At 42.3% G+C, this 21,137-nt stretch carries 26 protein-coding genes and 1 pseudogene; 19 read left to right on the forward strand and 8 right to left on the reverse strand.

Annotated elements, in window-relative coordinates; all coding sequences use genetic code 11:
- The first annotated feature begins 174 nt into the window (after positions 1–174).
- The gene (locus tag AC1TPC_RS25170; protein WP_482069483.1) at positions 175–960 is read left to right on the forward strand and encodes an ankyrin repeat domain-containing protein; all 786 of its coding nucleotides are present in this window, start codon (positions 175–177) and stop codon (positions 958–960) included.
- A 31-nt stretch (positions 961–991) separates the two neighbouring features.
- A complete protein-coding gene (locus AC1TPC_RS25175) occupies positions 992–1,474 on the forward strand; it encodes a peptide ABC transporter substrate-binding protein (protein ID WP_482069484.1) in 483 nt (160 codons plus the stop codon).
- Between the two features lie 192 nt (positions 1,475–1,666).
- Here the strand turns inward: AC1TPC_RS25175 and AC1TPC_RS25180 are convergent, their stop codons facing one another.
- On the reverse strand, positions 1,667–2,326 hold the full coding sequence (locus AC1TPC_RS25180) for a class I SAM-dependent methyltransferase (protein ID WP_482069485.1): 660 nt from the start codon (positions 2,324–2,326) through the stop codon (positions 1,667–1,669).
- Positions 2,327–2,775: 449 nt separating this feature from the next.
- Here AC1TPC_RS25180 and AC1TPC_RS25185 point away from each other — a divergent pair, with 449 nt between their 5' ends.
- The 3 genes and pseudogenes from AC1TPC_RS25185 to AC1TPC_RS25195 all read left to right on the forward strand — a co-directional run bounded on the left by AC1TPC_RS25185 (position 2,776) and on the right by AC1TPC_RS25195 (position 5,636).
- Positions 2,776–3,066, forward strand: coding sequence for a hypothetical protein (locus AC1TPC_RS25185; protein ID WP_482069486.1), 291 nt, complete (start codon positions 2,776–2,778; stop codon positions 3,064–3,066).
- A gap of 257 nt (positions 3,067–3,323) precedes the next feature.
- A pseudogene (locus AC1TPC_RS25190) lies at positions 3,324–3,458 on the forward strand (VOC family protein); the annotation flags it as partial.
- Between the two features lie 678 nt (positions 3,459–4,136).
- Positions 4,137–5,636 (forward strand): malate:quinone oxidoreductase, encoded by a 1,500-nt coding sequence (locus AC1TPC_RS25195; protein ID WP_482069487.1) that lies wholly within the window; start codon positions 4,137–4,139, stop codon positions 5,634–5,636.
- A 196-nt stretch (positions 5,637–5,832) separates the two neighbouring features.
- Here the strand turns inward: AC1TPC_RS25195 and AC1TPC_RS25200 are convergent, their stop codons facing one another.
- On the reverse strand, positions 5,833–6,051 hold the full coding sequence (locus AC1TPC_RS25200; protein ID WP_482069488.1) for a hypothetical protein: 219 nt from the start codon (positions 6,049–6,051) through the stop codon (positions 5,833–5,835).
- 378 nt (positions 6,052–6,429) lie between these two features.
- Here AC1TPC_RS25200 and AC1TPC_RS25205 point away from each other — a divergent pair, with 378 nt between their 5' ends.
- The 9 genes from AC1TPC_RS25205 to AC1TPC_RS25245 all read left to right on the forward strand — a co-directional run bounded on the left by AC1TPC_RS25205 (position 6,430) and on the right by AC1TPC_RS25245 (position 11,558).
- The gene (locus AC1TPC_RS25205) at positions 6,430–6,852 is read left to right on the forward strand and encodes a DUF1801 domain-containing protein (protein WP_482069489.1); all 423 of its coding nucleotides are present in this window, start codon (positions 6,430–6,432) and stop codon (positions 6,850–6,852) included.
- Positions 6,853–6,890: 38 nt separating this feature from the next.
- Positions 6,891–7,397 carry a DinB family protein gene (locus AC1TPC_RS25210; protein WP_482069490.1) on the forward strand — a complete coding sequence of 169 codons (507 nt, stop codon included), beginning with the start codon at positions 6,891–6,893 and terminating at the stop codon, positions 7,395–7,397.
- A 242-nt stretch (positions 7,398–7,639) separates the two neighbouring features.
- Positions 7,640–8,362 (forward strand): DUF4386 domain-containing protein, encoded by a 723-nt coding sequence (locus AC1TPC_RS25215; RefSeq protein WP_482069491.1) that lies wholly within the window; start codon positions 7,640–7,642, stop codon positions 8,360–8,362.
- Between the two features lie 101 nt (positions 8,363–8,463).
- Complete coding sequence (locus AC1TPC_RS25220) at positions 8,464–8,772, forward strand: hypothetical protein (protein ID WP_482069492.1); 309 nt, start codon at positions 8,464–8,466, stop codon at positions 8,770–8,772.
- 198 nt (positions 8,773–8,970) lie between these two features.
- A complete protein-coding gene (locus tag AC1TPC_RS25225; RefSeq protein ID WP_482069493.1) occupies positions 8,971–9,369 on the forward strand; it encodes a DUF1793 domain-containing protein in 399 nt (132 codons plus the stop codon).
- A 179-nt stretch (positions 9,370–9,548) separates the two neighbouring features.
- Entirely contained in the window at positions 9,549–10,046 is a 498-nt protein-coding gene (locus AC1TPC_RS25230; RefSeq protein WP_482069494.1) for a VanZ family protein, read from the forward strand.
- A 56-nt stretch (positions 10,047–10,102) separates the two neighbouring features.
- Positions 10,103–10,381 carry a hypothetical protein gene (locus AC1TPC_RS25235; RefSeq protein WP_482069495.1) on the forward strand — a complete coding sequence of 93 codons (279 nt, stop codon included), beginning with the start codon at positions 10,103–10,105 and terminating at the stop codon, positions 10,379–10,381.
- 24 nt (positions 10,382–10,405) lie between these two features.
- On the forward strand, positions 10,406–10,813 hold the full coding sequence (locus AC1TPC_RS25240) for a hypothetical protein (RefSeq protein ID WP_482069496.1): 408 nt from the start codon (positions 10,406–10,408) through the stop codon (positions 10,811–10,813).
- Positions 10,814–10,904: 91 nt separating this feature from the next.
- The gene (locus AC1TPC_RS25245) at positions 10,905–11,558 is read left to right on the forward strand and encodes a hypothetical protein (RefSeq protein WP_482069497.1); all 654 of its coding nucleotides are present in this window, start codon (positions 10,905–10,907) and stop codon (positions 11,556–11,558) included.
- Positions 11,559–11,705: 147 nt separating this feature from the next.
- Here AC1TPC_RS25245 and AC1TPC_RS25250 read toward each other — a convergent pair whose 3' ends face one another.
- From AC1TPC_RS25250 to AC1TPC_RS25260, 3 genes are read right to left on the reverse strand one after another with little or no spacing between them, the layout of a single operon-like run.
- The gene (locus AC1TPC_RS25250) at positions 11,706–12,386 is read right to left on the reverse strand and encodes a hypothetical protein (protein WP_482069498.1); all 681 of its coding nucleotides are present in this window, start codon (positions 12,384–12,386) and stop codon (positions 11,706–11,708) included.
- Positions 12,386–13,279: an ABC transporter ATP-binding protein gene (locus tag AC1TPC_RS25255; protein ID WP_482069499.1), complete on the reverse strand. Its 894-nt coding sequence runs from the start codon at positions 13,277–13,279 to the stop codon at positions 12,386–12,388. The genes AC1TPC_RS25250 and AC1TPC_RS25255 overlap by 1 nt, the downstream gene beginning before the upstream one ends.
- Positions 13,276–13,647 carry a GntR family transcriptional regulator gene (locus AC1TPC_RS25260; protein WP_482069500.1) on the reverse strand — a complete coding sequence of 124 codons (372 nt, stop codon included), beginning with the start codon at positions 13,645–13,647 and terminating at the stop codon, positions 13,276–13,278. Before AC1TPC_RS25260 ends, AC1TPC_RS25255 begins: the two co-directional genes overlap by 4 nt.
- 760 nt (positions 13,648–14,407) lie before the next feature.
- On the opposite strand from AC1TPC_RS25260, the gene AC1TPC_RS25265 reads away from it, so the two are divergent.
- From AC1TPC_RS25265 to AC1TPC_RS25275, 3 genes are all read left to right on the forward strand, one after another.
- Positions 14,408–14,662, forward strand: coding sequence for a GNAT family N-acetyltransferase (locus AC1TPC_RS25265; RefSeq protein ID WP_482069501.1), 255 nt, complete (start codon positions 14,408–14,410; stop codon positions 14,660–14,662).
- 59 nt (positions 14,663–14,721) lie between these two features.
- Positions 14,722–15,324, forward strand: coding sequence for a hypothetical protein (locus AC1TPC_RS25270; RefSeq protein WP_482069502.1), 603 nt, complete (start codon positions 14,722–14,724; stop codon positions 15,322–15,324).
- A 409-nt stretch (positions 15,325–15,733) separates the two neighbouring features.
- On the forward strand, positions 15,734–16,195 hold the full coding sequence (locus tag AC1TPC_RS25275; protein ID WP_482069523.1) for an SRPBCC family protein: 462 nt from the start codon (positions 15,734–15,736) through the stop codon (positions 16,193–16,195).
- Here the strand turns inward: AC1TPC_RS25275 and AC1TPC_RS25280 are convergent.
- The gene (locus AC1TPC_RS25280) at positions 16,192–16,314 is read right to left on the reverse strand and encodes a hypothetical protein (RefSeq protein WP_482069503.1); all 123 of its coding nucleotides are present in this window, start codon (positions 16,312–16,314) and stop codon (positions 16,192–16,194) included. The two genes, AC1TPC_RS25275 and AC1TPC_RS25280, sit on opposite strands and share 4 nt — an antisense overlap.
- 130 nt (positions 16,315–16,444) lie before the next feature.
- Between AC1TPC_RS25280 and AC1TPC_RS25285 the strand changes: the two genes are divergently transcribed.
- On the forward strand, positions 16,445–17,272 hold the full coding sequence (locus tag AC1TPC_RS25285; protein ID WP_482069504.1) for a DUF2935 domain-containing protein: 828 nt from the start codon (positions 16,445–16,447) through the stop codon (positions 17,270–17,272).
- Between the two features lie 70 nt (positions 17,273–17,342).
- Here AC1TPC_RS25285 and AC1TPC_RS25290 read toward each other — a convergent pair whose 3' ends face one another.
- Entirely contained in the window at positions 17,343–17,993 is a 651-nt protein-coding gene (locus AC1TPC_RS25290; RefSeq protein ID WP_482069505.1) for a carbohydrate-binding family 9-like protein, read from the reverse strand.
- A 99-nt stretch (positions 17,994–18,092) separates the two neighbouring features.
- Complete coding sequence (locus AC1TPC_RS25295; protein ID WP_482069506.1) at positions 18,093–19,043, reverse strand: hypothetical protein; 951 nt, start codon at positions 19,041–19,043, stop codon at positions 18,093–18,095.
- Between the two features lie 303 nt (positions 19,044–19,346).
- Between AC1TPC_RS25295 and AC1TPC_RS25300 the strand changes: the two genes are divergently transcribed.
- A complete protein-coding gene (locus tag AC1TPC_RS25300; protein WP_482069507.1) occupies positions 19,347–21,125 on the forward strand; it encodes a vWA domain-containing protein in 1,779 nt (592 codons plus the stop codon).
- Positions 21,126–21,137 lie beyond the last annotated feature (12 nt).

Raw genomic sequence — 21,137 nt, forward strand, 5'->3', positions numbered from 1 at the left:
CCCATAATGAAAAATGGGATTAAATGAAAAATCCCCCTACCCAAGTAGGAGGATGCTAATAAAGATGGTTCGAGGAAACCCTTGTCCCATCAGCCTCGGCAAATGCCGAGAGGCTATCTAAGTATGCGAGAGGACAGGCATGAAACAATCATATGTGAGAGAGGAGTTCTGGATATGAACTTTATTTACGAAGATGAAACACTGACAGTATCCGTTGTTAAAGCGATCCACACTGGTGATATTCCATCTTTGAAGCGACTTCTTATAGAGAATCCGGGCTTGGCTACAGCAAGAATTATCGGTAGAGACAATAACAACGAAGACAAAAGTTGTGGAATGTCTCGAACACTGTTGCATGTGGTGACCGACTGGCCTGGTCACTTTCCTAACGGTGCGGCTACAGTGGGTACTTTAGTCGAGTACGGTGCGGAGATTAACGCTCGGTTCACTGGGTCGCACACCGAGACACCGCTTCATTGGGCTTCGAGCTGCGATGACATTGAAGTGCTTGACGCGCTTCTTGATGCTGGCGCCGACATCGAAGCGCCAGGTGCAGTGATCGCCGGTGGCACACCACTAGACGATGCAGTGGCGTTCGCACAGTGGAGGGCAGCGCATAGGTTGGTTAAACGTGGGGCTCAGTTCGCACTCTGGCATGCTGCTGCGCTAGGTTTGATAGATGCAATTGAGGCCTATTTCGCTGGTGCCACACTCTCGGAGCGATACCCTTGGGGAGCAAGATTAACTTCACCTCCTGACAAGATCACTGTTGCCTTCTGGTGCGCTTGCCACGGTGGACACCGGCATTCTGCAGAGTACCTTCTCGACCGAGATGCTGAACTGAACTGGATTTCTGTTTGGGATGGATTGACCCCACTGGACGCAGCACGACGTAGTTCCGCTCCTGATCTGGTTCATTGGCTGCGTAGTCAAGGTGCCAAATCTGCCTGCGAATTGTGAATGATCAATTGATGGAATAGGGGGGATGAAAATGCGAATAACAAAATTGACATTATGTTTTGCTATATTCTGTGTAATATTAGCTACTGCATGTTCGAACACCAAGCCCACAAAAGATATGGGGGAACTGTATAGCTTGGCTTTAGATGCATATATGCCAATTGATGAAGGTCTAAATGGTGAAATGAAATATATTGCAATTGACATGAGTAACTTTAAAAACCTTGATGCAACAGATAAAGAACAAATTCTAAAGCATTTTGATAAATACAATGTTGAAGTAATGGAAGCAACTTATGAGCAACTAATAGCCGAAGGGTTACAAGACCCCAAGACATTAGTTTTAAATGGTGTTTTGTTACGAGTCGAAAATATTGAGATTTCAAATAAACAAATTGTTGTTGAAGGCTCTAAGTACAGAGCTGGTGACGGAGCAATTGGAACAAAAGTCATTGTTGAATACAAAAATGGTAAATGGCAAGTGACAAACGCATACGGTACTTGGATAAGTTAATTATGAAACGAACGGTATTAATCGTTCAATAAAAGAGCGACTGTCTAGGACTTTTCCGGGAAGCGGTGGAGATTTTTAAAGTGAGCGGGATGCGATATCGTCAATTACGTTGTTTAACCTTTTATTATTTAACATGATGAAGACTCCTTCCGCTTTCACGGAGGAGTCGATTTTGATAGTTGATGCACGCTCTCATTTGGCAAACTGGATATGGATAGCGTAATTATGGAGCAAGAAGTTGTGCACGTTGATGTTTTGAATCGCTTTTCCATTTTGTACCGCGACAGCCTCAACCTCACTCAAAAACTTTTGCAGCGAATAAACGTTATTGTAGAAGCGCTGTCCGTCCATAAGGTTGGAAGGCTCGGAGAAGTCGATCTCATCCTCATTCGACTCGCTAAACCAGCTATCAATGTACAGATTGTCTTTGGCAACGCGTACTAATTCTGATAAGGCACCGTTATAGCTTGGCAGATGCTGCAGTACTTGAATGCAAATGACATTGGGCTGCGAATCTGAGACGATATCTAAATTAAAGATATCCCAATTATAAAAATTCACATCGGGCAGCCTATCCTTTGCGAGCTTAAGCATTTTTTTCGAAATATCGCCGCCCTTATAGGAGTTTTTGCCAGCCACATTCATATGCAGCAGCTTCTCTCCAATCAGTCCCGATCCGCAGCCGATCTCCGTTATGTCAACTCCAAACCCTAAGCGCTCTTGTATATGACCAATAAGTAGGGTTCGCCAGCTATCCTCGCTCTGAATCCAGTACTCGTCGATTTTCTTTGCCGCATCTTGGTTGTCCCAGTTTTGCCAGTATCGATCACCTTTTCCTTCGCTTCTTAGCATATGCTTCTCTCCTTAAAGTTGTATTCCTAATTCATCCAGCGTCATAGACTTCGTCACAATCTATTATATTGAAGAGAATCTATTTGGTTACGAGAAACTGGAAAAGAGGCTCATAGGGAAATACAAATGGAAGAAGAGTCTTATAAAATTATTAAAATCATTGTAGATGATTATGTAGCAGAGAAAATACATTAATTAGATGGGATGTCTGTAACTAATTAGACAATTTGATTTTAGAGATCTGGACAAATGCACAAAATGATTTTGTGAAATTTTTAATGGAGAACCTTGGTGGAATCGATGGGTGTAACCGATACACGGGTAATTCTCTCGCTCTTCATACCGCAGCAACATTGGAGGCAATCGCCTTGCGGGTCAAGTGTACAGGTCATGTTGTCTTTCTGTGAATACAATATGGTGTATTCCAAAACTGGAAGGGGATAATTACTTTGAACCGAAATAATTATTATAACATGGGCAATGTAGGCAGCATGAATGAAGCTGAATTTTGTCCCGATTGTCCAACGCAGACGATCTATGATCCTCCAATTACGCAATACGAGGACTATTACCATCCGCAGCTTGTGAATGTCGTTCAAAATATTGAAACAGTGAAGCAGCATCATTGTTGCCCTGTCTATAAGCAGCATTACACGTATACGGAGAAAAATGTGATGGTTTCGAGCGTGAAACGCGGGAAACCTGCTAAAGTATCTTCCAAGAAACGTTCGAAAAAATAGTCTTTTAAATTAAACAAAGGACCCGTATGAACGGACACTTCGCGAATGAAGCGGCCTTTCTTGCGGGTCTTAAGTTTGCAATACTACATAAGATTTATGATTTTACGAGATAAGACTAGACTCGAAAAAGCGGTTAAAATATTACCCGAAAAAATGGATGGAAAATCAGAAACACTGACATACCTTTGTCAGCATTGGATGCTTATAATTTCAATTGTAACCGATAATAATGATTTTAGGAGGAGATTGAGTATGAGGAAGAGTACGAATCAATCCAACACAGTGGGGAGGGATTCATAACGGCTTCCGTTTCTGATCCTTTTGGTAATGTGCTGGGTATTATGTACAATCTGCACTACTTGGAGGTATTGAACTCCGGAATGGAAAGGTGAACAGTGTAATGGAAATAGATAAAATAGTGCAGGTTAACACTCGACAGGAATGGCGAAAGTGGCTAAGTGATTATCACAGTACTGAAGATTTCAAGCTTTGCCTGAGCTATATGTTAGAATCAGAATCGACAATATCCAGTCCGTGCAGAACGATGCACAGTTGTATCATACACGATTGAAAAAATTTATTGAACATACACGTATAAAAAAAATCTATGGGCAATGGAACGATGATGGTCGACTATTAGAATATTAAACAGCAGCAGACTATTTTCAAGTCCTAAGCTGCCGTTGTATCTTTTGGTTAAAAAGCTTCGTTGAAAATACATATTTACAAGTAGGATACTATTGAATTTAATACATCTGTTGTGTTATGTTGGCGTAATATGATTGAAATGATGCTCAAGCCAAAGCTTTAATCCTTGCAAGCAGCAGGGTTATAGCCTTGGTTTTTGTATGTTCCTAAGGACTGGTGGGTGGACTTCTCACTTTTCACCAGCTATTAAATAGCTTATAATTATAAGATAATAGTAGATATCTTAATCTATATATAATTGTATACACGTTGTGATTGAAACAGAAAAGGTGTGTGATTAGGTCGCGCCTTGGCTTGGTGTGACCGCTAAGCAGGAGCGCCTGCATCCTTTCTGCAAATTTTAGGGTATAAGGATGGTAATAATGAGCAACAGAGAAACTAAAACAGACGTCATCTTAATCGGTGCCGGAATCATGAGTGCGACTTTAGGAACACTTTTGAAAGAATTAGTACCGGAATGGGAAATTACAGTGTTTGAGAAGCTGGAAAATGCAGGAGAAGAAAGCTCTAACGAATGGAATAACGCAGGAACAGGGCATGCGGCACTTTGCGAGCTTAACTACACTGTCGAAAAACCAGACGGATCTGTAGATATTAGCAAAGCTATCCAAATTAATGAACAGTTTCAGCTTTCCATGCAGTTTTGGTCTTATCTTGTAAACAGGAAGCTTATCCGTAATCCGCAGGACTTTATTATGCCATTGCCTCATATGAGTATGGTACAAGGGGAACAAAATGTATCGTTTTTAAAGAAACGTTTTGAAGCGATGTCAAATAATCCTTTGTTTCAAGGGATGGAATTTTCCGATAACCCTGAAAAACTGATGGAATGGATTCCGCTTATTATACAAGATCGTCCATCGAACGAACCTATAGCGGCAACAAAAATCGACACTGGAACGGATGTCAACTTTGGTGCTTTAACACGCATTTTGTTTGACCACTTAAAGAGTAAAAACGTCGATATCAAATATAAACATAGCGTTGATCATATTAAACGTACTAGCGACGGCTCGTGGGAATTGAAAGTACGAAATGACAGCGGCAACGTCGAACGCCATACAGCAAAATTTGTCTTTATCGGAGGCGGCGGAGGAAGCCTGCATTTACTGCAAAAATCCGGTATTCCTGAAGGGAAGCATATTGGCGGATTCCCAGTAAGCGGAATATTTATGGTTTGTAATAATCCGGAAGTAGCAGCGCAGCATCATGCCAAAGTTTACGGCAAAGCTAAGGTTGGAGCTCCGCCAATGTCTGTTCCGCATCTTGACACAAGATTTATCGACAATAAAAAATCGTTGCTATTTGGACCGTTTGCGGGCTTCTCGCCAAAGTTTTTAAAAACCGGTTCAATGTTTGATTTGGTAACTTCCGTAAAACCGGATAATCTCGTAACGATGTTGTCGGCAGGCGCAAAAAACATGTCATTGACAAAATATCTGATTGAGCAAGTTATGTTATCGAAAGAAAAGCGCATGGAAGAGTTGCGAGAGTTTATCCCAAGCGCCAAAAGCGAGGATTGGGATTTAGTAGTAGCGGGCCAACGTGTGCAGGTTATAAAAGATACTGAGGCTGGCGGCAAAGGTACACTTCAATTTGGGACGGAAGTAATTAGTTCCGCTGATGGCTCGATTGCAGCATTGCTAGGTGCTTCTCCGGGCGCTTCTACTGCTGTTCACGTTATGCTTGAAGTATTTAATAAGTGCTTCCCGCAACATATGAAAGAGTGGGAACCAAAAATTAAAGAAATGATTCCTTCTTATGGCGTGCCACTATTGGAAAATCAAGAGCTTCTGAACGAAATTCATGCTTCAACAGCAGAGACGCTTGGTCTAAGCAAAAAAGAGCTAGTCTATAGTTAATGATTTGGATGTTCAGCTAATCCAGCTAGCTGGCAGTATAATTGAATAAGCATATATGAAAAACAGCAATCGAATTCCAGTTCGATTGCTTTTTTTTATCCTGAATTTTCGAAGGGTCTAAAGTTAAGCTACCGACATGGGGTCGGTCCCATTCTTATCGACGTTAATCGGCTGCCTTTTCCTCGCTAAAAAAGCTTCAATCAGAATGATCTGGTTGGTCCTTCCATTTAAGAATTTCATCAATAGACCTTGTTTTAACGATTTCCATAACGAAGGTTCCCAAATCATCATAACTCATCGCGTTTAATTTATGTTTGAACGCTTCCGGAAGGGTCTCTTCTTCAGAAATTTCTCTAATAATATCCATAATCACTTCAACTCTAGCCTTATGTCGGCTTTTGGTTTCAAAGCTCATTTGTTCGTACTCCTGTTCTGAATAATGTTTCTTCTCAGTTGTCTCTAGACTCGGCATAGATGACGCGAGCAAGCATGGAAAGCTCTTTTTTGTTCACCGACAATTTTTTGCGAATAATAGGTAATTGAGTTTATACCTTAGTCGCTTATTCTAGCACAGCTCGAATATGAAAATCTTGTTAAATTATTCTCATATACATCCCCCCCTGAAAATAAGGAGAACCGTCGAACCATTATATTTTCACGGGGATGAGGCTGATACAAACCTTTTATATACTATAGAATATCGGCAGAAAGCACAAAAAAGAGACGATAATTGAGGCCCGCTTTTGGTATACTCTTATTGATTACCGATATGATTGAAGGGAGATTTATAACGATGTATGAACAGAAAACAAAGGAAACTGACAACAGCGTAATCGAATTTATTGATAATGTCGAAAATCTAAAGAAGCGCGAAGACGCATATAAGCTGTTAGACATATTTACGGAAACAACAGGTTACCCAGCAAAGATGTGGGGTCCTAGTATTATAGGATTTGGCTCGTATCATTACCGATATGAATCCGGTCATGAAGGAGTTGCTCCGCTAGTTGGCTTCTCGCCTAGAAAGGCAAAGACAAGCCTGTATTTTGCGACTGGGGATAAAGAGCGGGATGCGTTGTTGCAACTTTTTGGAAAACATACTTCAGGTAAAGCATGTGTCTATATCAATAAAATAGCGGACATTGATGTTGAAGTTTTGAAGGCGTTAATATCCCAATCTGTCCGGTTTCTGAATGAGGCTTATCCGAAACAATGATTTAGAAAACCGCAGCACCTGATGAAGGAGTGTGTCGATTGAGAGACCGTCAATTGATTGAATCGTACATAAGCAATCTGCAAAGTTACTCGCTGGAGCAGCTAAGGCAAATAACCTCGAAAGGGGTTTGGTCACTCAGCCAAATGTACAATCACTTGATTCTTGCTGCTCTAGATTACCTTGACCAAGTGGAAAATTGTGCCTCAGCAGATGTTGAACAAATGCTCGGAAAGACGGAGTTTGGCGAGAAATTGTTTAAACTTGGCGGATTCCCGCCGATTAAAATTCAGTTGCCGGAAGGGCCGGAAAGCACCCCAAGCAATTCGGAAAGTAAAGAAGACCTCAGCCTTGGACTCCATCAAGTACTGTTGAAAATGAGAGAATGGGAAGGGATTGTAGATACAATAAATCCAAACTATAAAGTTAAGCATGATGGCTTTGGCTGGTTGAACGCGCGAGAGTGGTTCGATCTAGTCGGCATGCATTTCCGTCATCACCTGCGTCAAAAGAGTGAATTAGAACAACTGATAAAGAAGAACGCATGAAATATTTAGATAAAACAGCAGGGAATTCGTTAAGCAAATAGGGAACCAAAGCTTAGGGGAGACTACTTTGGCAATAAGAGCTTATATGAGATGCAAACCTCCATGCAGTAAAGTGTTTTTACTGCATGGAGGTTTTTTTTGTTTACATGTAAAAAATATTTGACATAGTGAATAGTTGATAATACACTGTGTATAGAATATTTTACTTACTTATAAATTTTAGCAGAAGAGGCGGTTTGAAAATGTCCTTACAAGAAAAAAGAAACATCGAATCTTCATCCCTTTTTTATTCTAGAGTCACAGGGCTTGGGCTTCTGCTTATGGCTATTTTCGCTATGTTTTCGAATTTTTCTGTACTTACTGGTCTTATTATTCCGGATGACGCAGCAACTACGGCTATAAACATCATAACCAACGAGATGCTCTTTCGGAGCGGGTTCATCAGCTTTGTCGTCGTACTTATTCTTGATGTGCTGGTCACTTGGTCGCTATATGTTCTTCTCAAACCGGTTAATAAAAATGTTGCAATGCTCGCGGCGCTGTTTAGATTGACATATACGGCCATTTTTGGGATTGCCTTATCTCATTTTTTGAATGTTTTGCAGCTTCTTAACGGTGCTGAATACTTGAGTGTGTTTACTACTGAGCAGTTGTACGCTCAAGTGATGTTATTGATCAATGCGTTTAACAATGGATGGCTGATTGGATTAGTGTTTTTTGGATTTCATTTGTTGGTCGTTGGTTATTTAATAATCAAGTCAGCAGGCTATTTGCCAAAATGGATTGGAATCTTCTTGATCCTAGCAGCTGCAGGATATTTAATTGATAGTATTGCACATTTTCTTCTAGCCAACTACAATGACTACAAAACGATATTCCAACTGATTGTAGCTGTACCTGGCGTGATTGGAGAGCTATCATTAGCTTTTTGGCTTCTGATTAAAACGTTGAAGGTAAATAGGTAATTGAGCTGACGAACAAGTACAGGGTGAGTTAAATATTCAGTCGAAGTTGGAATAACCCAGAAAAAAATCATATTTATTTCTTAACTATTGGAGGCATCACAATGAGTCAACGCTATCGTATAACAAGAGCACTTCAGCAATCCGAAAGTTCAGCGCAAACCATATCTCTGGAAGAGTGCAAACAATATTTCACGTCCAAGCCCGATTTTACCTATGCGACAGTGTTTACGGTAACGGGCGCTACCAGCATGTCCATTGAGGGTGATTTTTTCATGTGGAGCTGCGGCGATTCAAAGATCCCTTTCAGACATTATCAGGGAGATATTTATGTGTCTGGCACCAATGAAGCGGTGATCCCTAAGATGATTGAGGTTGCGAGCGAATTAAGGGCGGATGTGCTGGAAGGTTAATTAGCAGCCTATACGATTCTAGTTTGAGAAAAGCATCCTCATCGAGGGTGCTTTTTGATTTGTACGAAGTCATTGTAAGGCTGGTGAGGCGATTGGCTATTACCCCCGAATTTTCATGATGGGCTTTAAACGTTTCATGACAAACATGGATCTTCATAGACTAATTTCGTACCTAATTCTTAGGAAAGGGAGCAAAAAATGAAAATCCCTGTTGCCGGATTTGTAATGGGACCTTCCGAAGATGACGATAACCGTCATTTTCTCGTATGGGATCGTCTCTTCGGGCTTGGCTTGTTCCCGAGCGACATATTGGCAAAAGAAATTCCATATTATATAGCCAAACAAAACCGATACGGCACGCCGCTGGACAGCCGAAACACGTATACGAAATCGGATTGGCTGGTATGGTGCGCAACAATGGCAGCATCGAAGGAAGATTTTGTGAAAATGATCGCGCCGCTCTGGGATTCGCTGCATGAATCGACCAGCCGTGTTCCCCTTACCGATTGGTACGATACGGTCACGGGCAAGCAAGTGGGCTTCCAGAACCGCTCAGTAGTTGGAGGATTTTTTATTGAGCTGTTACATCCGTTTTAACGAGTGGTTTATGCCATTAGAAGGAAGAAGCAGGAGCTTGCCAGACGGCGGCTCCTCTTTCTTTTGTCTAAATAAAACAGAAGCTTATAAGAAGCGCAACTATAAGCTTGTTTGAAACGTCTGTATTTTATAAAGCAATATATGGTAACGAAAGTGGAGTAAAGGGAGAAATAAACACCGTGAAATTAATAAGAAATGTAACAAGAGTCGGTATGATTGGATTATTTATCATTTATATTTTATTCGTTGTAAAAGCCTTGTTTTTGGATCACAGGTTGTTCATGTTGTTGAATGGCTATAATATACACCGCAGCTACGACTACAATTTAATACCTTTTAAAACCATTGGGACGTTTATTACTAGATATGAGTATTACAATTTCAACACCTGGTTTAACAACCTCTTCGGGAATATTTTATTGTTTATTCCATTAGGGTTTAGCGCGCCTTATTTTTCAAGGAAAACGAGGAATCTTAAACGATTCGTTTTATTTATAGTGATTGTTATTGTTATTTTAGAAGCTTCACAAATGCTTTTGCACCTTGGCAGCTTCGATATAGATGATATCATTCTGAACTCGTTAGGTGGGTTAATCGGTTTTAGTATTTATACCGCGTGTGTGGCGTTGCTGAAGAAGCTCATTCCAGCTTACGATGTGGTGTCTAGAACCAAATAATGCTGAGTTATTCGCTTATTGCGCTTATAAGACCAATGAAAAGTGCGGAAATCATTTTGAGGAAACGCTGGAAAATTGCCGTATTCGGTATTATGGGATTGCTAGTATTTGGCGTGATGCTTTCAGCTCTCTCTCCCGACGACCTTCTCAAAGAACAAATGGAAACAGAAGGCTGGACTTATATTACGCAGGAAGGTGCTGGTTATTTTTTTGAGAAGGGAAAAGAAAAAACGATCGTTACAGCGAAAATATGGAATAGCAAATATGTCATCTATCATGTTAAGGATAACGCTGTCAATATAGCAGATAAGTATGTAGATACGAGGCAGCTTTAACATTGATTGAAAGGGAGGAAGCTTATGAACCTATCCTCTAAAAGCAGCTTGTTTATTTTTGCAGTTATCGCAGTTCTGCTTGTACTCTCGGGTTGCGGTGGTCCGAGTAAAGAAGACGTTATGAAGGAATTAGTACCTTCAGGGGATGAAAAGTATGCGATTCATTTGTTTTATAAAAACGGCTTACCGGACAGTGAGACGATGGAGCTAAACCTCTTTCATAACTCTAATTCTGCTATAACAAATGCCATACGAAAAGTCCAATTTTGGGATCAATATCAAGAACGCAATGTGAAGTGGGCTAAGGCTCTCGGGATTAAGGAGTTTCCCATGTATTTGGTTATTGATGCTGACGGAATTGTGTTTGAAACCCCATTTTTGAGCCATGTAAAAGATTTTTTAACAAAATCATTGGTACAAAAAATGATGTAGCGAATGGTCGGTGAAATTCCTGTTTTACCATTGTAAGGAAATTGCCTCTATGATACATTAAACGGATGGAATCGAGAGGGGTGGAAAAATATTGATGGTTAGCAAAATGAAAGTGCTCATAATCGTTATGCTCATAAGTATGTTAGCATTAGTTTCAACAGGCTGTACATCAATATTTGGTTCTGAAACGCCCAAGGTAGAACAAATGAAAGGACCTGCTGAAATCACACAGACATCTGTTGAGTTGTTCAAGGGCGAAGGGGCAAAGTTCCAGCCTTTCTTAGGTCTTATGTCCGGAGCCTTTAAATTGAGCTATGAAGGAAATAAACCAAATGCAATTATGGATATCGATATATGGCAAAAAGGCAAGAAAGTTGCTTCAGCAGGCTCAGTCGGCGATTTGTTTTTCAGCACGGAAGCCAAAGAGAGTCGCGAAGTGGAAGTCATCATTTCAATTGATAAAGTTTACATAAATGGACAGGACGCAATTAACACGATTAAAGTCAGTAAAAGGCAGGACTCCGGATCAACCACGGGTACGTTTACCATTCCATGGGATGAGAAGTTGAGCACAATAGGATTAATCTATCCTAATGAACCGCGTACATTTTATGCTGATGAACCTGTTCATTTATTGGGAATGCAAGCTACAAGCAGCAATATAATGAGTACAGTGGATCTTTCGAAGGAATCGATAAGCGGACTTGAGTGGGCACTCATCTTTACTTTGCGATTTGAAGAATAGCTGAGAATCAGAATGGAAAGCTGGCCGTTCGTGGATCACCTGTAAAAGCAGCGGCAGCCTGGGACTTTTATTCGAGTCCGAAGCAGCCGCTGCTTTTTTCTGTAAATCTGTCGTACACTTTGTTTCAAACCTTAACCGTTTCAACTACTATACCGTCGCCTTGCGAAGCAGAAGGTAAGACACCCCCGCGAATATTACGATGAGCGGAAGCATCCATAGCGTGTAGTCTACAGCGGTTTGTTCACCCATCCATTTAAAGATGGCAGGATACCAATTCAAATAATTTGCCAGAAATCCTAGAACGGTACCCATCAACAGCATAACGGCTGAAATGATAAACATGCCATTAAGCCCAGTACGCTTATGAGTTGCAGCAATTAAAATTCCCAAATAATGCATGAATAATAAGAGGACCAGAGGCACCATTAATTGATTGATGAGAGGACCGTCGCTGAGATAAGGCACTAGAAAGAAATTCAAGTCGCTTCCCCAATCGTTCGTCCATCCTTCCGTGACACCGAGAAGAAACAGCAGAACGGTGGATCCTATACTTGTCAAAATAATCATGGTTGAGGTTCCTAGGAAGTAATCCGTTCTACTTACACTCATGCCGAGAGCGAATGGAAAGGTTTGTGCCAGCGTAATAATTCCTGCTATAAACATATAAATGTAGATAGAGGCAACACCACCGGTTTTGAGAGGCTCATCAATAAAATAGCTGATAATAAGATTGATCGTGAAGCTGGAAAGCATGACTAGCCAAGGGACGATGAACCACGACCATTTATCTCTGCTATGCATTTTCACAACGCTTGCGACTCGGTTCATTAGACTTCAACCGCCTTTCTGTGCGTTTTGCCATTCGTCAGATAAATAATTAATTGCTGGAGGGATACGGGAGCAAGCTCAAGCCCCAATGCCTCAGCCTGCTTGCGATCACTGGCATCCCAATGGCCCATTACGGTTGCTGTCACCAGGTTGCCGAAAGGCTCGCGATGAATGATTTCCTTGCCTGCCGTGAAGGATTCAACAGCGGCTTTGGGTCCCGCCAAGGTAAATGCTCGGCCGCGAAGCGCCTCTGCTTCCTCATCAATGATCAAGGTCCCATTATCTATCACCAATACATGCTCAAGGATGCGGCTTACTTCATCGATGAGATGCGTGGACAAAATAACCGTTCGCGGATGCAGTGAATAATCCTCAATCAGCCGATCATAAAACAAGCTGCGAGCGACCGCATCCAGACCCAGATAGGGCTCATCAAAAATCGTGAGCGGCGCACGGCTCGCAAGACCGACAATAATTCCGACTGAGGAGAGCATACCTCTGGAAAGCTTTTTCATTCTCCGTTTTAACGGAAGCCGAAACTCTTCAGCAAGGGAGAGAGCAAAGTCTTGATCCCAGTTGGGAAAGAAAGAAGCAGATATATTCAGCACATCGATAACACGATAAACATCAGGGTACTTCTGGCTTTCCTTGATAAAACAAATCTGGCTGAGTACACGGTTGTTCTCGTAAGGGGTTTCACCGAATACCTTAAGCTCCCCGCTTGTAGCGAATAGCTGGGCGGTAATCATATGCATGATCGTCGTCTTCCCGGCCCCGTTCCTGCCGAGCAGTCCGTAGATTTTTTCCTTTTCCACGGAGAAACTTACATTATTGACTGCTTTCACATCACCATAAGACTTCACCAGTCGGTTCAGCTCGACTATTTTACTCATTGCATATTATCCCCTCTCCGGATCATATCCGTTAACTGTTCGGCCGAAATGCCAAGCTTTTTCGCTTCCCGGACCATCGTTACCACATAATCTGCGAAAAATTGCTCCTTCCGCTTCTCGATCACTTTCGCACGAGCACCCTCTGCCACAAACATGCCAATACCTCGCTTCTTATACAAAATTCCTTCGTCAACAAGCATATTCACACCTTTAGCCGCAGTTGCCGGGTTTATCTTATAAAAGGCGGCAAACTGGTTTGTTGAAAGCACCTGTGATTCCTCGGGCAGTATACCTTCAATAATCTCGTCTTCAACCCGTTCTGCAATCTGAATAAATATCGGACGGCTGTCGTCCATCAAAAAGGTCATTCTGTCATCACCACCAAACTGGTTAACTACTCATGTAACTAACTATATAACCGAATGATTTGGATGTCAATACCAATTGTTGAAAATAGGCTGTTCCATGCTGCCATTGCGCTTATTAAGTATGGGATCGACTTCATACTTATCTAAATTTTGGTAACAAACACACAGTCAAAAAGCGCTAACTTGTAATAGATTAATAGGGACTAGAGATTGAGGAGTGAGGCTAATGGATGAGATGTATCATTTTTGCAGAAGGAATATGAATTGCAGAGTTCGCGTTCAAACATGCGATGGGAAATGCTTTGAGGGCGTAATCGTTAAAGTTGATAACGACAATGTATACTTGCGGAGATCGGATGGCGTCCGAACATCTGGATGGTATGGGTATGGATTCGGCGGTGGACTATTTGCTTTATCGTTGTTAGCTCTGTTTGCTATTTTTTTAATCTAACTAGCATTCAAAATCAAGATTAATAGAGCTTCGGTTTGTTTGAAATCTCTCTACAGAAAGGAAAATTTTTTCTGTAGGGAGGTTTATTTTTTTGTTTTATTACTCTTGCGTAGAACAGTTGAAACTATATGGTGATAATTGGAATTTCATGCTATCATTAATAATAAAACGGAGTTTCAATAGATGAAACGAATGGACGATTCAAAAGCCAATTAACTTACATTTCCGATCATTGAAAAAGACCTTTGGACGGTTTGGTTTGCCATGATAATTGAAAATCAGAGTGGCAGACACTAAGGAGGATGCCGGTTGATTAATTTAAAGAATACAGTTGAATTAAAACATATCGCGATTCGTGCTGATCTTAGAGGTAAGGGTATCGGCAGCAAGCTAATAAATGATTTTATACGAGCAAAAAGGGTCGTGAAAATAAAGGCAGAAACGGATAAAGACGCTATTGGCTTTTATAAAAAAATGGGTTTTGTGATAACGAGTTTAGGGGAGAAGTATCCGGGGATTGAGCGCTTTGCATGTAATCTTCTTGTTACAACAGAGATGGAATGACAACAGGCTACTAATAGTATCGTAGCTTCTCAATGTTTCTCTCAGAAAGGAGTGATCATTTGAATAAGAGAATCCAGTTAACGATAACGATATGCGTTTTTATATTCTTATTAACAGGTTGTCTGGGGTCTAATCTTGCCCCTGAGATACAAGAAACAACTGCGCCTCAGGTGGAAGCCGTCATCACTAAAGAAGAGCCGATTAATGAGCCAAAGAAAAGTTTTTCTTACTTGGATCAACTGCCGGATGAGAAAGTGAGAGCCTACGAATTATTTAGAACCGATAAGGTTAAGGAACACTTTCGAAGCTTTTCCCCGGAGGAGACGGTCATTACTTACCTGCATGCTGCCAGTATCCTTGATGAGGATGTCATTTACGACCTTACTTATAACAATGGTAAATTGCCGGATCGAGATACGTTTATCCAGGAATATCGGGACTATCTAGATAGGGACATGCTCGACTCGGCCATAAAATACCGCTATTACGATTCCATTCAATTGGATGAGGGAGAATCAGCGCAAGAGGAGGCTGAGGAAGGGTTAACGGTGATCCTTACTGTAACGATAGGGGCCCATAAAGAATCAGTCGCATATGGCGTAAAGAAAGAAGATGGTATTTGGAAGCTTGATCTTTACCATATGATTGAAGACAGAAAGTAATATAGAAAGTAATGATAAGAGTTCCAAGCAAAGCTGATTGTGGGATATGTATGAATACTCATATAAACTCTACAACCCTCTGGCGGGATCCAACTAGAACGTTCAATTAATCTGCACTTGGCAGACATCGACTTTTAATCGCGATTCGCGCTCCCCGAGCCATCTGTTGAAGGCTTAACAGGAATTTCTCCTTTTAATTTAGCGCTGATAGCAATTATTCTGCTAATAGATGGAGTTTCTCCCGTTAATTCCTTTTGTTTTACCTGTTCATGGCGTATTTCAATAGATTAACAGGAGTATTTCCAGTTAAATGAATTTCCAGCGCCATTTTGAGGAAATTAACATGAGAAAATCACGTTAATTGTACATGGAGTGAAGGGGTAATAGAAATTCGAAAGGAGTTAACATGATGGCAATTCTTAACGATGAACCTATTGCAAAAACAGAAATGCTTATTCGAAAGCCAATTGCTGATGTATTTCAGGCTTTTATCGATCCTGCGGTTACGACGAAATTTTGGTTCACCAAAAGCAGCGGCAAATTGGAAGCGGGAAAACGTATTCAATGGGATTGGGAGATGTATGGTGCTTCTGCTGATGTTATTGTAAAAGAAATCGTGGAAAATCAACGAATCCTCATTGATTTTGGCACCACAGTCGAGTGGCTCTTTACTCCCATGGCAGAGAACGTAACCTTTGTTACGATTACAAACTCAGGCTTTAAAGGTAATGGGGATGAAATCGTAAGACAAGCTTTAGATTCAACCGAAGGATTTACGATTGTTCTTTGCGGGCTAAAGGCGCTTCTTGAGCATGGCATCGTCTTAAATCTCGTATCGGACAAGGCCCCTGATGCCCATGTTAAAGGCTAATCCTGCTGGCTTCGAAAGTATTCCGCGTATTCTTCCGTACTCCACATCCAACGCTGCTGGTCGTTTTCTTCCTCAATAGGTTCCGTAGGCCATATCGCCAGCTGCGGTAAATCCGCCATATGCTTGTTCCAATCATTCGATATCCCTTTTTATGGGATTTATTGCTCCATTTATTTTTAATACGAACATACATAAAAGCGCCTCCCGTTAATACAGTATTTAAGTAAACATTAACTGGGAGGTGAATGCATGTCGGATTTGTTTGTTGCCCGTTCTTTGGATGAAGTGCGTTTTTGGGCACGGATTATGAAGGAGCATTCCTTATTTCTAAGGCTTGGATTCAGGGCGGAAGACAAACAGCTTATTGATGAAGCAAATCAATTCTATGCCATTTTTGAGAACATCGAACAGCGAGCGATCTCTTACAGACTTGATACTGACCCTCGAGAAATCATGCAGTTTAATACGGAGGTTCATACCGCAGTAAGCTTTATTTGGGCGTTTAAAAGAAAAGTGTTGGGTTTAATTCTGACCTGTCAGCTTCCCGGACAAAATAATTTCCCTCTTCTGGTTGATCATGTAAGCAGGGAAGCAAATTATTTTAGAAATCGATTATCGGATCTTAATCAAGGCATTTTAGAACCATTGCCCGACGCTATCATCGATGAAAATGTGTTTTTCTTAAAAATTATGGCGGATCATGCAAAGTTCATTAGTCATCTACTTGATCCATCTGAACGGAAATTAATTGATCAGGCAAATGAATTTAGTCATGATTTTGATCAGCTATTGTTCCAAGCCCAGGATTTAGATTCTATGCGCCCGCAATCTCAAACCGTACCATTATTGGGACAATTTTTGGATCAAAATAGGGTTTCCGTAAAGTCGCTTAGAGATTTCAAGAAAACAGCTCAGACTTTGATCGAGGCATGTAGAATAAAAAGCATCATACATCCTTTGCTGGCCGATCATGTGTTCCGGGAAGCGGAACGTTTTTTAGAAATTATCGATATGTTCGAAACGGCATTGTTGGGCAAATCGGTCAACCCAAAATCGCTCATGCATGATCACCACTAAAAAAATAGAGCAGTCCGCCGATAATCGATGGACTGCTCTATCATTATTTCTCATGTGAGGGACCATTTTATCAACCATTACTAACGAATGCCAACGTCCCGAATCTCGACGGTGTATGATAATTAATGGCAAGAGTCGGCCGCCAAGCTTGAAACTGCCTGACGCCATTTTTTCCTTCGTCTATTCGGTAAAAATTAACTTTCCAGCTGACTCCAGGTACAGGCTTGCGCTTGAAATTAATGGAAGGAATGCGGATGCTGTAGCATAATACTCCCTCGTCAACGGTTTCGACTATCGTATGAAGCTGAGTGAAGCTCCATTCCATATCGGTCCCTGTAACGGAAGCTTTGCCATCGTTCTTAATCCTGGCATCAAAAATGACGTTCCGCGGACTGACCTCAAGCTCAAGATAGCTTCGTCCAAGCCCTTCTTCGTCAATGAACAATTCTACGACATCCTGTTCGTACAGCGGATCGTCCTTTTGGGTGAAATCCGATACGATATGATTGTCCTGACATAAGAATCGGACGTACAAGCTGTCTGTGCTCCAGCAGGCTTGAACCTCCGTTTGTTCTAATGGCGACAGCCCCGTGACGGTGTCCGATAATTCGATATGGCTGCAGCTGCTCCAGTCCACCGTCTCTAATCGATCGGGAAGACCATTAAATTTGGCTGGTTTACAGTAATAAACGGATGATGTATTCTGATCGTCGGCTGACAATTGCTCCACCTCTTTTTCTAACGTTTAAGAAGTCATTGCAATACGGGCGCAATCACATTTACGTGATTGCGCCCATTTGCTATACATTTAGTTTGAAAATCAACGTTGTTTGCTCTTGAGCTGGAAGTCTTCATCCCATTTATACTTTTCGTTATAAATATCCATTACCTCTGCGTATAAAGCGCTGGAACTCGAGTTCGGACTGTCCTGAATGATCCGATAAAGCCGCAGAAAGCGGTCCTTAGGGAGCTTGCGTGCGTAGCGCATTATCAAGTAGGGATACAGCGAAATGTATCTCTTCATTCTGACCGCAGCACCGGTTACTCCAACCAGAATGCTCTCGCCATGCTCCATCCTCAAAATTTGGGCTTCATGTAGCATAACATAGCGGAACGTGTTTTCTTTTATGAGGTCCCGTCTAATTTTTGCAATCTCGCCTATATAACGGACAAGATCGGGATTGAAGTGATCCATCAGCAGCGGATCCAGCATTAGATCCATGTCCTTGCGCAGCACGAATGATTGGAGCAGCAAGATCTGCTCGACCCGAAGCTGGTCGGTATGGACAAGTGCTCCAATTTCACGAAGCATTTCATAAGCGAGCGGTTTGTCGCCGCTATGAAATACTTTTATGGCGCTTTCTCGGTCATTTACAAGGCCGGCAAAGAGTGTATAAGCTTCTTTTCGAAAAATTTTTTCAAGCTGCGAGAGTAAAAGTGCAGGGGTCGACCTTCTCTGTATCGTCCATAATAGAGCGAGTAAAAGCAGAGACCCTGCGGCGAAAAGACTAGTCTGCATCGTGGACTCGCTCATCACTAGGCCAACGGTCATGATTAGCAATACAATAAGCCGCGATCTCCACATCGAACGCTGTAAAATGGAGGCTGCCCGTTTCTCCACATGTTGCAGGGCAGACTTGCGGCATACCGGGCATTCCGATTCGCCGAGTACAGTAAAGTGATTGCAGCGGCGGCAAATTTTAAGCTTCTCATAAGGAAAGCGTGATTTAATAGAAGGATTGAGTATTACCGGCAGCTTATTCTTAATCATTCGCGATCACGCTGCCCGCTGCTTTTTAGAATAGATAAGACCAGCTTACTGACTTGCTCGGGAGAAGGGGCTCGTCTCCTGCTCGAACGATAGCTGATGACGCTGATTGTGACAAAAAGAAACAATAGTCCAAGACAGACGTATGTAACCATGTGCTGTACCTCGCTTACAGTAAAAGTGATTTATGGAAATCTATCAGGTATACTTATTTTATAGTATAACATTATACTTGGAGCAGTGACTAACAGTGACTATCGGACTAGCATGCGAGAACCGTTTGTCCTATTACAAAGGAGTACAATTATGAATCGACTAAAACGTTTTTCTCGTCAACTTATAATGGCTTCCGCCATGCTGCTGCTGCCGTTTGGCAGCTTATCTACGGCACATGCGGCTCAAGGAGCCTCGCAAATCGATGCGGTGCTGGTGCTTGATGTAAGTCATTCAATGAGTAAAAGCGATCCAAGCAAAATCGGCAACGAAGCGATGAAGATGTTCATCGACATGCTGTCGACCAAGGGGGATCGTGTAGGGGTCGTTGCCTATACCGATGAAATTCAGCGCGAGAAGGCGCTGCTTGAGATCGAGTCGGCCGCGGATAAGGAGAATCTGAAGGGCTTTATCGACCAATTGAATCGCGGTGCTTATACCGACGTATCCGTCGGAGTAAAGGAAGCCGTACAAATTTTGGATGACGGCGCTGATCCGGACCACGAGCCGATGATTATTTTGCTGGCTGACGGCAATAACGATTTTAATGATAATTCCGGCAGAACGCAGGCCCAGTCCGATGCGGACATGGAGAAAGCCTTAAAAGAAGCGAATGACAAAGATGTGCCGATCTATACGATTGGGCTGAATGCAAATGGCAAATTAAATAAGGAAGCATTAGCCAAGCTCTCTGACGTAACCGGAGGCAAATCGTTCTCAACCAACTCGGCAGATGATCTGCCGCAAATATTAAGCGAAATATTCGCTAGTCATCTTGAGCTGAACGTCGTTCCTGTCGATTCGTTTACAGCTAATGGAAGCTACCAGGACGTGAAAATATCGGTTCCGAATGCGAATGTGCTGGAAGCGAACATTTCGATTATGTCGTCGAAGCCGGTTGAAGCGAGGCTGCTTGACCCGTCCGGCAAAAACGTACCGATTCCGTCGGATGACGTCCTGCTTTCAAAGTCGAAGAGCTACTCCCTGATCAAGCTGCTTACACCGACTGAAGGTGATTGGACGCTGCAGGTCAAAGGTGTGAATCGCGATAAAATCGATATTAATCTCATCTTCAACTATGATTTGAGCTTGGCGATGGACCCGCTTGCGAAGACTAGCTATTCGAAGGGCGATAATGTGAAATTCAGCTCTTATCTGGTTAGCGGCGGACAAAAGTTGGTCGATGAGGAGCAATACAGCAACATGAGAGCGGTTTTGCTCGTTAAAGATTTGGACACAGGTAAAACCGAGGAAGTACCGCTGCAAAATGCTGGTGATCATTTCGAAGGAACATACAAAGTTGCTGACGAGCATGATTATGAGATCAGGGTTAAAGCGGAGGAGGAAAGCTTCTTCCGAGAAACCGATCCGGTAACGATTACGGCCAAATCAGGGGGGGCGGGGCAGACTGCGCCAGATCAGCCAGCAGATACAGAAAAGAAGCAATTCCCGCTTGTGCCTGTCATTATCGGTGCGTTAGGCTTAGTGGTTTTGCTGGCAGCAGCCTATTTCATCTTGCGTCTGCTAAAGCAGGCGAACCGCGGCTTTGTCGGCCAGCTCGTCATTGAGATCCGTGACGAGAATACAGGTGACAAAACGTCGCCGCAGTACAAGAAGCTGACGGCCTTCAAGAGCAAGCTGCTGCTTCACCAGCTGCTGCAGCTGGCGCCTGAGCTGAAGGAGACCGAGAAAGTAGTCTTTAAACCAGGCAGCAACGACCGCATCGTGCTCCAAAACGGCTCCACATGCACGATAGAGAAGTCGGGACGTGCAATCGATGCGACGCGTGATTTTGAAATGAAGAGCGGAGACCGCATTACGGTTTCGCTTAAGCAAGTGGATAAAACGATTTTTATCGAGTATCTCGTTTAAATAGAGCAATGG

This window comes from Paenibacillus sp. Y280, from assembly GCF_056786335.1.